Raw genomic sequence first — 12860 nt, forward strand, 5'->3', positions numbered from 1 at the left:
GTTGGCCCTGCTGAACCGAAAAGTCAGCCGTTACGGCCGACTACCTGTTTCACAGAGCCGTCTTCCGAGTCGCGGGCAGGAACTCGTGACCGCCGTAAGTGCTCGGCGCCACCCCGATCAGTTCTGACACCCGCCGCAGTCGCGCGGTCGACGCCCGGCCCACCCGCTGCACGATTACGCCTGGCAGCGCCTGATGGCGTGCCCAGTCCGGAGCTTCCAGCAGCGCTTGTTCGAGGGTGTCCAGTGACGCGTCCCACTGCCGGGCGTCGGCCTGTGCCAGTGCCTTGTCCATCGCGTAGCGGTTTCGTGCTGCCTCGGTCAGCGCTGACACGTCCTGGATCGATTTGATGAGGTCGAGTGCCTGCCCGGTTTGCCCAAGGGCGACCTTGATGCCGACGGCCTGCGTTGTCGCGGTGACCGGTCCGAACAGCGTGCCGTGCGCTCGCACCTCTTGACCCATCCGGGCACCAGTGGCGTGCGACTGGGACAGGAAGTCCGCGGCGCGCTCCTTGTCCCCCATGCGACTCGCCACCACGGCGGCGAAGTTCACGTGGGAACCGTACGCGGTCAGCTGTTCCGGTGTGGCCTTGGAGAACCGCGGCTCGATGTCGACTGCCGCCTTCTCCGCCAGGGTCAGCGCCTCTGGGAGGCGGGCGTCCCGGAGGTAGACCCACGCTCGGCCCGAGCCGACTAGGGCCACCCGCATGTCGTCCGCAGCTCGTTCGGCGGCCAGGTGCGCGTGACCGATTGCGGCGTAGGCGAGGTCGCGGGCACCCATGAGATTCGCCACGTATGCAGCGAGCCGGTAGGCGTCGGACATCACCCCGAGGGCCGCTGCCTGCTCGTCGGCGGGCTGCTCGCGCAGTCGCACGGCCGCCGAGGTCAGGAACGGCGCGATCACGGTACCGGCCTCGACGTACCGACCGCGCCAGTACAGCTCCCAGCAGCGATCCGTGGTCTGCTGGAGTTCGTCCAAGGGCGCGGCCTCAACGTTCGCCGGCACGATGCCGGCCGCCGTGTCATGGACGGCCCGAGCGAGGTCGCGAATCATCCTGCGGTCGTTCTGGGCCATCGCTCGACGAGGCGCCTGCTGACCGAGGAGGACCGAGAGGTCGACGTTGAAGGCGTCGGCGATCTTCAGGAGGGTCGGCAGAGACTGCCGCTTGTTTTGCTCCACGTTCTGAATGGTGGCGGTGGTGAGGCCGGTGATCTCTGCCAGGTCGGCCTGCCGCATCTCGCGGCCCCTAAGGATCTTGATCCGCTCACCAGTGCTGTAGTCGCTCCATTGGGGCATACTGGCTCCATTCCTAGCGCTCACTGGGAACGGTACCCGTACACGGCGTACCTGAGACGGCGAACGCCCTCTACGCCCCATGCTGTAGGGGGCGTTCGCCGTCTCAGGGCCAGCCCCGGCCGTCATCCCAAGGGGGACGGGCTACCTGCGGGTCCCCGACGACGGAGACGGTCAGACGGGCAGGCCGACCACCTGCTGGTGCGCCTCTCCCAGGGCTTCCCCTTCCGTTTGCCGCGAGAGCGGCCTACAATCGCCCTGCGTGGGTCATCACCTCCTGGGGTGAGGCCCCTTTTTTGTGCCTGCTCACCGGAGTTGCCTCCCTTTCGGTGCACCCCTGGAGCCGGGGCACTTAGGCACTGTCTATTGCGCGCGCAATAGAAGTCCCTTAGCTTGGTCAGTGCCGGATCGCCCGAGCCGGTCAACCGCTGGAGCCTCTCCGTAGGTTGCGCGCGCAATAGATGTAAGGAGATCGTGGCGTGGACACGAACCGCTCGCGTCCGCCCGCACGTCCTCCGGGCGGTCGCCCGCCGAGAGGACCCACGTTGGCCCGCCCCAAGAAGCGCCCCGACCCTGCCCTGGTTCAGCAGGCCGCCGACAAGCTCGACAGCATCGGCGAGCCCGTACTGGCCGCGGCCGTCCGCGAGACGCTGCCGGAACTCACCCGGCCCCGGGTTCGGGAGGGCAACCCGACCCTCCCCCTCTACACGTACCGGGACACCTGGACGGCCGCGCAGAAGGCCGGCTCCATCCCCGACCTCGTCGAGGAGGGTTTCACCGCCTTCCTCGCCGGCCGCTTCAAGCCGAAGCCAGCCCCCCGCGGCGCCGGCGGTGCCAAGAGCAACTTCAGCGCCCGCGCCACCGCCGAACGCCGGCAGGAGGTAGCCGACTACGTCGAGGCGCACGCCGACGAACTCGGCTGGTCCCCATCGCCGCAGCAGGTAGCCGCGGCCTGGCTGGAACACCGGTTCGGCCCCCACAAGCGCACGTAGCGCTCGCTGCGGGGGCGTCGGCCTGGACGCCGACACCGGGCGCGCCCCCGACACTTCACGTTCCCCAAGGGAGATAACCGCAGATGGCAGGCACCAAGGCCGCCGGCACCGCCGGCGGCTCCACTCAGCGCACCCCGAAGCACCTCGACGCCGCCGCGTCCGGCTACACCCTCGACCTCACGCCGGCACAGCTGGCCGGCCTGGCCAAGCTCCGCGAACCCTTCCCCCCGGAGGCGATTGCCAAGCGGCCCACGATCTCGTGCAGCGGCTGCCGGGACGCCAAGGACAAGGTGTGCAGCAGCCACAGCAAGAGCGCGTGCCGGGACTGCGGCCAGTACATCACCACGGCCCACAAGCACCTCGACTACGTCGGGCACGCCGAGGCCACCGACCGGCTCCTGGAAGTGGACCCCACCTGGAACTGGGAGCCGATGGCCAAGGACGCCAACGGCCTGCCACTCCTCGACGTCGACGGCGGCATGTGGATCACACTCACCGTGTGCGGCATGACCCGTAAGGGCTACGGCGACGCCGTCGGCAAGCGCGCTGGCACCACCGCCACGAAGGAGATCATCGGCGACGCCCTGAGGAATGCGGCTATGCGCTTCGGCATGGCCTTGGACCTGTGGGCCAAGACCGACCTGCACGCCGAACCCCCGCACCCCGCCGAACCGTTCATGGACGCCCTCCGGGACCAGCGCGTGTGGTCGTCGTCGGAGTGGCTGGCCGGTGTCCGACGGGAGGCCGAGGAGGCCGGCCAGCTCGACTTCGTCGTGCCCCGCGGCGGCGGGAAGACCCTCGGTGACGTCATCGACGCACAGCTCGCCGTCCTGGAAGACGCCGCCCAGCGGTACGCCGAGATGAAGCTCGAGAAGGAGGAGGAGCAGCGCCGGCGCGTGGAGGAGCGGGCCGCCGCCGTCGCGCAGGTCGCCTCCGAACGCCCCGACCCGACGCGTCAGTCCAGGACGCCGGCCGGACAGCAGCCGCCCACGTCGGCCCCGCCGACCGGTAAGCCGTCGCCCTACGAGCACCTGAAGACCACCGCGGACATCCGCACCGCGTGCGGGGAGGTCTGGCTCGACCCGGACGCCCTTCAGAGTCTCCTGGACCGGGCGACGCAGATCGGGGCCGCGTCGGCGCCGGCCGACCCGAACAAGCCGCGCGGCGTGTCCCTCGGGGGCGCCATGCGGACACAGATCGAAGCACTCCGCCGGGCCCAGGCCCAGCGGGCCAGCACCGGGCAGGCGTCCGACGCCGCCCACCAGTACGCCAACCAGCACGAGGAAGGGAGAGACCCGGGTGACCTCGCGGGATGAATCCCGCTGGCCGTCGATGTGGGGAGCCGGACAGGAACCTGTCCGGCTCCCTTCGCTTTGTGCGACGGCTCAGCCGGTAGAGGAGGAATGGCGATACGACGCCGCCTGCGCTGGGGAGGAGACAGACCTCTTCTTCCCCGTCGGCACGAGCGCGGACGCCCTCATACAGACCGGGCAGGCCAAGGCCGTCTGCGCCCGCTGCCCGGTGCGGACGGAATGCCTGTCCTTCGCCCTCGACACCGGTCAGAGGGACGGCGTTTGGGGCGGCCTGTCCGAGACCGAACGCCGGCAGCTCAAGCGCAGCAGGACGAGGAAGGGGAAGCCGTGACGAAGCTGACCAAGGCCGAACGCCAGGCCGCGGCCGTGCGTGACGCGACCCTCGAAGATCTCCTCGCCGCGGCGTGGCCCTGGGACATCGACCGCGTCAAGGCGGTCGTCCTGGCCGTCGCCAAGGCGCGCGGTGAGGTGTCCGCCAACGATGTCCGGGAGTTGCTCGAGGAACGCCTGCACCCCCTGATCGGGCCCGCGTTCAACTCGCTCACGCACCAGCGCGGCCCGCTGGTGAACACGGGCCGACGGGTGCCGTCGACGTCGCGGCCGACGAAGGGGCACGGCATCGCCGTGTACCGGTGGGCCGCCGTAGACCGCGACGCGGCATGACCGCCGCCGTCCTCATCTTCGCGTGCGCCGCCTCCCTGGGCGGCCTCACCGCCGGGTGGGCGGCACGACGCCACATGAACCGCGCGCTGGCCGTCGAGCACGACCGGCGCGCCCGTGACGCCGACGGCCACCGTGCCGAGGTCGCGCAGCTACGCCGCGGCCGGCCCGCCGACGTCCTCGTCGTCCAGGCCGCCACGGCCGTCATCGATAACGCCCTCCGGGGCCTGGAACAGCAGGGCAGGGAACCGTGACCGGTTGCGGACGGCCCCCGGAGACCGGGCCCCACCGTGCACGAACTCCTCGTCGACGACGCCGAACCGCTGGCCGACACGGCATGACTTGAGGACCCCCGATGGACCAAACACCCCCGCGCCCGCCCCAGCTCGATGGGGTGGGCGCTCTGCTGTTCGACACCATGTCGGGCATCTCCGAAGCCGCGTACGGCGACCGCTGGCACAACGGCACCGAGTACGGCGTGTGGACCCTGCTCACCGTGCCCCGGATCCGCTGGGGCCGCGTCCGCGCCGACCACGCCGACGTCGCGTCGGCCCTGGTCACCATCCGCGCCCTCGTCCTCCAGGCAGGCATCTGGATCGCCTGGCCGGCCGGGGAACGCAACCCGATCGTCATGACCCTCGACAACTGGCGGATCCGCTACGCGACCGCCGCGCCGGCCGGGAGGCGGCTCATCGCATGACTACCGACACCGCGCCGGCGTTCCCCGTGTGCCAGTGCTGCCCGCGCCGTCTCCTCGGCCCCGAGGTGCAGCACGGCCGCCTCGTGTGCCGGCCCTGCGAGCAGCGCATCGACGCCGAGCTCGGCGAGGTCGCCGACCTCTGGGAACGCCTCCCCGAACTCCTCATCCCCGGCACGGCCGGCGGCGACGACGCCGGCGAACGCACGGCCGGCCCGACCGGATCGAAACCGCCGACGAACCTCGCCGTGCTCTCCCTCCTCGGCGGCGGCGTGACCGAACCGCTCCTCGCCGAAGAGGACGCATGGCGGCGGGAGTTGCGCAAGAGCGGGCACTACCCGCTCACCCCGCACCGCGGCGGCCAGGACAACACCCTCCGCGGCACGGTGCACTGGCTGCGCCTGAACTTGCACTGGGCCTGCGGCGCGTACCCGGACGTCGACGACCTCGACCAGGCGCTACGCCGACTTCTCGGCGAGATGCGCGGCCTGGTGTCCGGCGACCGCCGCCGACGCGAGGCCCTCGAACCCCGCTGTCCGATGCCGGCGCGCGGCCATGCCGAGGACGACCCAGCCGCGCCGAAGTGCCGGGGACAACTCACTTACGACCCGCGGAAGTCGGTCATCCGCTGCGACACCTGCCGGCGCGCGTACGGGCCCCACGAGTGGGACATCGTCGGCGCCCGGGCCGGCCTCATCACCCTGCCGTTCACGCTCCCCGCCGCTTAGGAGGCGCCGTGTTCTCCCGTAAGCCCGCCGACGACCCACCGGCGCCCGACCTTGACGAGGTCGCCGAGGTCCGTGCCCAGATGATCAACGGCTTCCTGGCCCTGCACGAGGACATTGCACCGGCCTTCGACGCGGCCGACGGCATGCGGGTCGACCTGGTCGCCCGCGGCTGGTCGCCGCCGATGGCCGAGATGCTCGTCGCGACCTGGCTGCAACGCACGCTCATCAACCTCACCCCGCTCATCGGAGGCCCCCAGTGATCCACCGGACCCCGCAGCCCGGCGACATCGGCCTGACGTCCATCACCGGCCTGGTCGGCCGGCTGATCCGTATCGGGCAGTGGCTCAACGGCGACGGCTTCGGCCGCTACCAGCATGCGTTCGTCGTCCTCCCGGGCGGCCTCCTCATTGAGGCCATGCCCGGCGGGGCGACGGTGCGCCCGCTGTCGGAGTATGACGACCGCGACGTCCTGTACGTGTCGCCGGCGGGGCTGACGCCAGCGCAGCGCAAGGCGATCGTCGACTGCGCCCTCAAGTACCGGGGCGTCCCGTACTCCTTCGCCGACTATGCGGCGCTCGCCGCGCACCGCCTCCACCTGCCCCTGCCCTTCCTGCGCTCGTACGTGCAAGCGAGCCACCACCTCATATGCAGCCAGTTGGTCGACCGCGCGTACCTGGACGCCGGCATCCAACTCTTCGACGATGGGCGGTGGGAGGGGTATGTGACCCCGATGGACCTTTACAACCTGCTCGCCGACAACACCCGGTGAGCGGATTACGAGCAGACGACCACCGGGGGCGTCGGCGCATCCTCGCCGGCCCAACCGACCGCCTGCTTGGGCTGCCGACGGGCCGCCCGCACCGCCCGACGGATCCGGGCCTGGGCCTCGTTGCGCGGCAAGGTGTCGGCGGCGGTCGTGTCGTCCACGGTGTCCGCGGGCGCGCGCCTGTGCGCGGGGGCGGCGGACGTGCCGGCGCCGTGGACGACGGACAGTGCCGGCCGCCGCGCCGACGGCTGCGCGGTGGTCACGGCGGCGAACCGGTCCTCCCGCTCCCGCTCGCAGTGGCGGCAGGCCGCGCCGTCGTACCAGATCACCCCGGCTTCACACGCCGGGTCAGTGCATGTGCACTTCTCGACACAGCCGTACCGCGTAGCGATGACCTGCCGTAGCCAGCCGTAGGGTTTATGGATGTCGGCGGGGGACTTGCTGATCAGGGCGGCGGTCAGCCGGTAGGCAAGCTGACCGGCGCTGAGGCGGGTCAAGGCATCGGCCACGTCTTGCTCGGCCGCCCGCCGCTGCCAGTCGGTCATGCGGTCCAGCAGCAGAATCCGCACCTCCGGGACGCCCAGGACCCGGGTGATGTCCTCACGGCACGGCTTCGCCGTGGCCGCTCCGGCCGTCGGCAGCGGCCGACGCGCGATGACGGCCTGCTCCTGCGACGGAGCGGCGCGCGCATCGTCCGCGCCCCCCGCTACCTCAGCTTGAGGACCGGGTACCAGCCCGCGATCCTGATGCGGGTCTGCGGAGAGGGGCCCTGAGTCGGGTGCCGGGTCGGGCTTCTCGGGATCTGACAAACCGTGCCGGTCGCCCTCCAGCAAACCGTGCCGGTTGCTGTCGGTGGTCTTGTCGGCCCTGGGCTGCTCGGTGGTCGTCGGCTGCTCGAGGACGGCCCGCCACTGGACCGGGTCGTCATCGAAGACCACCAGGCCCGCCTGGAACGCCTCCTCGGCCCACTGTGATGCCGTCTCCTCGGGCACGCCGTAGGTGTCGGCGAGTGTCACCGGGAGACACGTGACGGGGCCGGTGGCGGCCAGGACGCGCCACGCCGCCCAGCCGCCGAAGCCGACCCGGCCCGGTTGCGAGGAGGTCAGGCCGGCCGACGGGTCGAGCCGGTCGAGGGTCCACGCCTGGGAGAGCGGCAAGTCGCCGGGCAGTCGTCGCAGTACTGCGACGACGTCCCGCTCCCGGCCCTGCGGCCGTGGCCGGCGGACCACCACCGGTATGTAGGTGCTGGCGCTCACCGTGGAGACACCGGGCTTCCGACTGTCACCGCGGCGGTCGCGTACCAGCAGCAGACCGGCCGCCCGCAGTTCCCGCGTCCACTCCCGCACGAGGCGCTCCGAGACGCCCAGTTCGGCGGCGATATCCCGGGCGTAGCGACGGCAGGATCCCTCATCGCCCGCCCACCAGACCAGGACGGCATACAGGAGCCAGGCACTGGGCGAGATCAATCGGATGGGCACCAACTGCTCGTGAGACGTTCCGTCACAGACGAGCGTGAGAGTCCACGTCGGAGCCCAGCCGCCCAGCTGACCGCCCTTACGGCGCGCGAAGAAATGCGTGGGCAGGCCGCGTTCCTGGCGTTCCTGCGCCACGAGCGGGCCGCGTCCGTCCAGGTTGGCCAGCAGCGGCGAGTTGTCCGCCAGGAGACGAGCGAGACGCGGCGTGCTGGTCCCGACGGCGTCGGCGAGGGTGGCCTGCGCTGCCGTGCACCGCCCCTGCCCCAGGGCGCATGCCAACTCGACGACCGCCCAGACGGCGGCGTGTGAGGCGGTGGCCTTCCCGGAGCGGACGGCGTCCACGAGGACGAGAGGGAGCTTCGTCTGCCCGCGGTTGTGGACGGTGAGCCCGAGACGCGTACGGGACGCCTCGCGCGCGGCGTGGCGCTCGGCTGCCGGACGGGTGGCGGCACGGCCGCGCTTCGGCCGGCCGTCCTCGGCGGCGATGCTCGTCGGCAAGGAGTCCTCTCCATCCGCGTGGTAGAGCGCGAACCCCGGACTGATGGCATCGGGGTTGGCTACGAGTGGGCGTGGCGGCCCCCATCGGTCGCCGCCGCTACGGCCGGCGCTCGGCAGGAGCCGTTCGCATCAGGCGGCAGTCCGGGGGGTGGCGTCCGCTACAGCGCCACCGCTTTCCGGGGCGAGACGAAGGACGCGCAGAAGGTCGGCAGTGACGACGCGGTAGCCCCTGCCCGCTCGGATGATCGCGCACGGGAACTCTCCGGCTCGGGCAAGGGCGTACGCGGTCGTCCGCCCGAGGCCGAACGCGCGGCCGGCGGTCTCGACGTCGGTGGTGGCGGGCAGGGCAAGGAGTTCGGCCCTGCTGAGGCCCTGAGCCGCAAGCGTTGTCATTATTCGTGTCACTCCTCGCGGATTCTGTGTCGCAACGACATGGCGAAGCTTCTGCCCTGCGCCCGCCCCATGTCAAGCCGTGTTGTCTTGTACGAACACAAAAACCGTGAGACCGTGCCGCCATGACACAGAGCGCGACCGAGACCCCGTGGTCCGAACGGCTGGCCCTGTCCGTCGCCCAGGAGGTGCGCCGACACCGGCAGCGGCTAGGGGTGAGTGCACAGCAGCTCTCGGAAAGGTGCGCCGAACTGGGGATGCCGATCCAGCGCTCGGTCCTCGCGAACATGGAGAGCGGCCGGCGGTCAACCGTCACGGTGGCCGAGGTGCTCATCCTCGCCGCCGCGCTGGACGTCGCGCCGGCGCAACTGGTGTTCCCCGTCGGGTACGAAGAGACTTGCGAGGCGCTACCGAATCGCACCCTCGAGCCAATCGACGCCGTCGACTGGTTCGCGGGAAATGCGCCTTCCCGCGGACTGCCGCGCTCCACTGGGGCAAAGCCCGTTTGGGTCCTGCGTCAATATCGAGACCTCCTTGCTGAAATTCGATTCCACATCTCGGCGCTGGAGCAGACGAGGGAGCGAATCGCCGCGCTCACGGACGAAGGTAAGGAAAAGGAGAAGTCGAAAGCGGCGGTCGAGGAGAAGCTGCACAGCGTCGAGGCCGGTGACGCCACTGTCGATCCGTCGTGGGTTGAGCTCGGAAAGGTCTTCCTGGACGGCCTGCAACGGTCCGAGCGTGAGCTGGAGCGGGCCCTCGTGCGCGAGCGGGAGTTCATCGAACGACACGAGCACACGCTCATGCGGCAAGGGAAAGAGATTGCGGCGGTAAGGCGGCGCATTACCGAGGAAGGGTGGGCGCTGCCCTATTTGCCGAAAGACATTGAGCCATACGTTTTGCCGTGGAATGATGTGGAGTCGTGGGTCGTTCCCTGGCCCGAAAATCTCGATTCGTCTCACGAATAAGAAACGTCACAGGAGGAGCCGTGCGGCGTGCTGGTGGTATAACCAAGCGCTGTGAGTGCCGAGGCCCGGACAAGAAGCGGCTCGGCACGTCATGCCCGGACCTGAAGAAAAAGAACCACGGCAAGTACGAGATCCACCAAGAACTCCCCGTCGACAAGGACGGGGAGCGTCGCCGTTTCCGTCGCACCGGCTACACCCAGGTCAAGGACGCGGAGAAGGACCTCAACAAGATCCGCGCCGTCCTCGAGGTAGCCGATGAGGACGACGAGGAGCACGCCATCCAGATCGGCGACCTCCTCGCCAAGGTCCAGAGTGAGCGCGCGCCCATTCCGGACGCGGCCGAGGTGAAACGACGTCTCACCGGCGGCATGGCCCTCGACAGTGACGTAACGGTCGGGGCCTGGCTCGACGCCTGGGCTGCTGCGAGGAAGAAGAAAACGAAGCGACGTACCTCGAGTGGGTACGAGTCCCACATCCGTGTGCACCTGAAGCCCGGCCTGGGAAGGTACAGGCTCGATCGGCTGAACATCGGTCACGTGCAAGCGTTTTTCGACGAGATCGACGATCGCAATGAGGTGGTGGCGGCGGAGAACGCCGCGCGCCGGGAGCAGGAGGCTCGCTGCAAGTGGGGCAAGAACGGCCGGCCGTCCCGGGCCGAATCTGAACGTCTGGCAGCCGAGCGTGAAAAGCTGGCCGCGATGCCGCCGTACCGGCGAATCACCGGTCCGGCGACGAAGCAACGGATCAGGGCTACGCTCCGCGCCGCGTTGAACGCGGCAATCCGCCAGCAGCTCATCACCTTCAATGCGGCAGAGTGGGTTGAGCTGGAGTCGGGCAAGCGACCGAAGGCGAAGCTGTGGACGGATCAGCACGTCGAGCACTGGCGCCGCACCGGCGAGAGGCCGAGCCCCGTCATGGTGTGGACGCCTGAGCAGGCCGGCGTTTTCTTGGACGAGGCCGTGGAGTCGAGGTTCTACGCGTTCTACCACTTGATCATGACCCGCGGCCTGCGTCGCGGCGAAGGAGTCGGACAGGACTGGCGTCACGTCGACCTCGACGCCGGCCTCATCACCCCGAGTCGCGCGCTGAACGTCGACAACTGGGAAGTCTTCGAGGACGATCTGAAGACTGAGGAATCGGCTAGCACCATCGCTCTCGACTCCCTGAACATCGCCATCCTGCGGCAGCACCGCGTGCGGCAGCTTGAGGAGCGCGACGCCTGGAACCGGTACGCCGCCGCGGAGCGGGCCAAGGGCAAGGACGTCCGGGACTGGGAAGACACCGGCAAGGTCTTCGTGGACGTCGACGGCACCTGGCTCCACCCGGAGAAGGTCTCTGAGGAGTTCCGGCGGCTCTACAAGCGGGCGGGGTTGCCTCCGGTGAGCTTGAGGGACTGCCGGCACGTCGCTGGGACGCTCGTCCACGCTGGCGGCGGCGACATCCACGCTGTGAAGAAGACGCTGCGGCACTCGACGATCCAGCTCACGTCCGACACGTACACCGAGTTCCTCGAGGAGGTCGACCGCGAGATCGCGGAGAAGGCCGCCGCCCTCGTGCCCCGCGCCCGTCGTAGTCCGGAGGCTGACCGGCCCGCCGCGTAGAGTTTGGTCGAGCAGCCTCACAGGGCCCCGTCACCGCAGGTGGCGGGGCCTTTCTGCTCGGCCATTGCTCGGCCGAACGCCGTGGAACTCCCCGGCATGCGGCGGACGGACCGGCATTCGACGGCACGGGGCTCAGCGCTACGACCTGCGGTTTAATGGAGCTGCCGACACGGGGTGACATGGGCCAGCACCCGCCGATCTGGGCCGTAACTATTAGAGCCACAGACTCATAATCCGTCGGCCGTGGGTTCGAGTCCCACCCGCCCCACCACAGCAGGTCCGTGCAGAAACGATGTGACCTGCGGTCACGCTCGGGTGCCGGCCCAGGAGGAGAAGGCGGCCCGGGCCGGCGGCTGCCGCACGCTCAGCCGGCCGGAGTGTTCCGTGCCGCCCCGCGTGCGTCGGTGAGGGCTCGCTGCCTGAGGCCGCCGAACAACTGGATCGTGGCGGCGGCCAGGACGTCGTCCCTGCCGACGGTCCGCCTGTCCCCCCTGCGGGAGGACAGGGACAGCAGGGGATCCTTGAGCAGGCCCGTCAGGAACACGCTCGCGATTCCGTCCAGGTCGCGGACCACCGCCGGGACGGCCGTCGCCCCCCGGCTCCGCAGCAGCTTCCTGATCCCGGCCTCGAACCGGTGGGCGCCGGCCACGGCACTCGGTCTGCGCGGCCCGCGGCGCTGACGAGAAGGCACGACGACACCCTCGGCGTCGTACAGGGCACCGGTCAGCGTTTCACGCCTCCTCTCGTCAAAGCGGTGTTCAGGGACGTGACCCCGATGCCCCGCTGTCGGAGTTGTCGCAGGCCTCGGCTGCCGCCGCCGAGTCGCGGCGGCGGCCGGTTCCCCGGCGCGGGTTCAGCCCTTCTCGGCCCAGAAGTCCCCGCCGCTGCTGGTCTGGCCCACGCAGTTGTTGCGGGAGGTGTTGACCCAGGTGCCGCCGACTCTCACTTCCCCGTAGATCTTCTCGCCCGGCTTCATGGGCACGTCTTCTCTCAGCCTGAGCCGCATCTGCACGTGGAGGGACGTGCGGGGCTTCAGCGTGTCCGGGGCGGGGACGGGGGTGCGGGAGCCGCGGAGCGTCTTCCAGAGGTGCTGTGAGGTGTCCCAGTACTGCAGATCGATGTACTTACCCAGGTAGGCGTGGTCCATGTCGTCGTCGATATTGAGCGCCCATGCGGTGAGTCTGAACGACTCGACCTCCATCGGCGAGGCGTTGGTGAGCGTGGTGGTGAAGAGCGTCCAGCGGGTGCTTGGAGTCAGCTTGTCGGGTATGCCGAACGAGCGGGTCACGAAGGTGTTCTCGTGGTACTTCCCCTGGCTGACTTCGGTGCATACCGGTACCGGGGTGTCGGCCGCCTGGGAGACGGGGGCGGCTGCCATCGCCACGGGGAGCAGGGCGGCCGTCGCGGCCGTGAGGGACAGGGCGCGGGGCAGTTTCATGGTGATCTCTTTTCAGGCTCTGCGGAGTCTCGGAGGAAGGGCTGTG

The 12860-nt window shown here is 69.9% G+C and carries 14 protein-coding genes and 2 pseudogenes; 11 read left to right on the forward strand and 5 right to left on the reverse strand.

The features are described 5' to 3' along the window. Positions 1-49: 49 nt before the first annotated feature. Positions 50-1294, reverse strand: a complete 1245-nt coding sequence (locus ABD350_RS09145) for a helix-turn-helix domain-containing protein (RefSeq protein WP_344347326.1) — start codon at positions 1292-1294, stop codon at positions 50-52. Between the two features lie 542 nt (positions 1295-1836). Between ABD350_RS09145 and ABD350_RS09150 the strand changes: the two genes are divergently transcribed. The 9 genes and pseudogenes from ABD350_RS09150 (at position 1837) to ABD350_RS09190 (ending at position 6450) form a co-directional block, all read left to right on the forward strand. After that, a complete protein-coding gene (locus tag ABD350_RS09150; RefSeq protein ID WP_344347327.1) occupies positions 1837-2283 on the forward strand; it encodes an aldo-keto reductase family protein in 447 nt (148 codons plus the stop codon). A gap of 83 nt (positions 2284-2366) precedes the next feature. Further along, positions 2367-3599: a hypothetical protein gene (locus ABD350_RS09155; protein WP_344347328.1), complete on the forward strand. Its 1233-nt coding sequence runs from the start codon at positions 2367-2369 to the stop codon at positions 3597-3599. A gap of 82 nt (positions 3600-3681) precedes the next feature. Then, positions 3682-3927, forward strand: a pseudogene (locus ABD350_RS09160) (WhiB family transcriptional regulator); the annotation flags it as partial. Then, positions 3924-4259 (forward strand): hypothetical protein, encoded by a 336-nt coding sequence (locus tag ABD350_RS09165; protein WP_344347329.1) that lies wholly within the window; start codon positions 3924-3926, stop codon positions 4257-4259. The pseudogene ABD350_RS09160 and the gene ABD350_RS09165, both read left to right, overlap by 4 nt. Continuing rightward, positions 4256-4510 carry a hypothetical protein gene (locus ABD350_RS09170; protein ID WP_344347330.1) on the forward strand — a complete coding sequence of 85 codons (255 nt, stop codon included), beginning with the start codon at positions 4256-4258 and terminating at the stop codon, positions 4508-4510. Before ABD350_RS09165 ends, ABD350_RS09170 begins: the two co-directional genes overlap by 4 nt. 101 nt (positions 4511-4611) lie before the next feature. Continuing rightward, positions 4612-4956, forward strand: coding sequence for a hypothetical protein (locus tag ABD350_RS09175; RefSeq protein WP_344347331.1), 345 nt, complete (start codon positions 4612-4614; stop codon positions 4954-4956). Further along, positions 4953-5681 (forward strand): hypothetical protein, encoded by a 729-nt coding sequence (locus ABD350_RS09180; protein WP_344347332.1) that lies wholly within the window; start codon positions 4953-4955, stop codon positions 5679-5681. The genes ABD350_RS09175 and ABD350_RS09180 overlap by 4 nt, the downstream gene beginning before the upstream one ends. Positions 5682-5689: 8 nt before the next feature. Next, positions 5690-5941 (forward strand): hypothetical protein, encoded by a 252-nt coding sequence (locus ABD350_RS09185; RefSeq protein WP_344347333.1) that lies wholly within the window; start codon positions 5690-5692, stop codon positions 5939-5941. Further along, positions 5938-6450, forward strand: a complete 513-nt coding sequence (locus ABD350_RS09190) for a C40 family peptidase (protein WP_344347335.1) — start codon at positions 5938-5940, stop codon at positions 6448-6450. The genes ABD350_RS09185 and ABD350_RS09190 overlap by 4 nt, the downstream gene beginning before the upstream one ends. 5 nt (positions 6451-6455) lie before the next feature. Here ABD350_RS09190 and ABD350_RS09195 read toward each other — a convergent pair whose 3' ends face one another. Both ABD350_RS09195 and ABD350_RS09200 read right to left on the reverse strand, forming a co-directional pair. Further along, on the reverse strand, positions 6456-8420 hold the full coding sequence (locus ABD350_RS09195; protein ID WP_344347336.1) for a hypothetical protein: 1965 nt from the start codon (positions 8418-8420) through the stop codon (positions 6456-6458). A 129-nt stretch (positions 8421-8549) separates the two neighbouring features. After that, positions 8550-8813 carry a helix-turn-helix domain-containing protein gene (locus tag ABD350_RS09200; RefSeq protein ID WP_344347337.1) on the reverse strand — a complete coding sequence of 88 codons (264 nt, stop codon included), beginning with the start codon at positions 8811-8813 and terminating at the stop codon, positions 8550-8552. A 122-nt stretch (positions 8814-8935) separates the two neighbouring features. Here ABD350_RS09200 and ABD350_RS09205 point away from each other — a divergent pair, with 122 nt between their 5' ends. Together ABD350_RS09205 and ABD350_RS09210 are read left to right on the forward strand one after the other, a co-directional pair. Further along, positions 8936-9775, forward strand: a complete 840-nt coding sequence (locus ABD350_RS09205; protein ID WP_344347338.1) for a helix-turn-helix domain-containing protein — start codon at positions 8936-8938, stop codon at positions 9773-9775. A 20-nt stretch (positions 9776-9795) separates the two neighbouring features. Then, the gene (locus ABD350_RS09210; protein WP_344347339.1) at positions 9796-11376 is read left to right on the forward strand and encodes a site-specific integrase; all 1581 of its coding nucleotides are present in this window, start codon (positions 9796-9798) and stop codon (positions 11374-11376) included. 364 nt (positions 11377-11740) lie between these two features. On the opposite strand, the pseudogene ABD350_RS09215 reads toward ABD350_RS09210, so the two are convergent. After that, positions 11741-12103 (reverse strand): annotated as a pseudogene (locus tag ABD350_RS09215) (hypothetical protein); the annotation flags it as partial. Between the two features lie 126 nt (positions 12104-12229). Further along, entirely contained in the window at positions 12230-12814 is a 585-nt protein-coding gene (locus tag ABD350_RS09220; protein WP_344347340.1) for a hypothetical protein, read from the reverse strand. Positions 12815-12860: the final 46 nt, after the last annotated feature.

The organism is Streptomyces nogalater, from assembly GCF_039532885.1.
Classification (GTDB): domain Bacteria; phylum Actinomycetota; class Actinomycetes; order Streptomycetales; family Streptomycetaceae; genus Streptomyces; species Streptomyces nogalater.

Bases quoted from the DNA above. Each gene is read 5' to 3' on its own strand.
- ABD350_RS09175 (WP_344347331.1), top strand. From the start codon at position 4,612: ATGGACCAAACACCCCCGCGCCCGCCCCAGCTCGATGGGGTGGGCGCT.
- ABD350_RS09155 (WP_344347328.1), top strand. From the start codon at position 2,367: ATGGCAGGCACCAAGGCCGCCGGCACCGCCGGCGGCTCCACTCAGCGC.
- ABD350_RS09220 (WP_344347340.1), bottom strand. From the start codon at position 12,814: ATGAAACTGCCCCGCGCCCTGTCCCTCACGGCCGCGACGGCCGCCCTG.
- ABD350_RS09170 (WP_344347330.1), top strand. From the start codon at position 4,256: ATGACCGCCGCCGTCCTCATCTTCGCGTGCGCCGCCTCCCTGGGCGGC.
- ABD350_RS09200 (WP_344347337.1), bottom strand. From the start codon at position 8,813: ATGACAACGCTTGCGGCTCAGGGCCTCAGCAGGGCCGAACTCCTTGCC.
- ABD350_RS09145 (WP_344347326.1), bottom strand. From the start codon at position 1,294: ATGCCCCAATGGAGCGACTACAGCACTGGTGAGCGGATCAAGATCCTT.
- ABD350_RS09205 (WP_344347338.1), top strand. From the start codon at position 8,936: ATGACACAGAGCGCGACCGAGACCCCGTGGTCCGAACGGCTGGCCCTG.
- ABD350_RS09180 (WP_344347332.1), top strand. From the start codon at position 4,953: ATGACTACCGACACCGCGCCGGCGTTCCCCGTGTGCCAGTGCTGCCCG.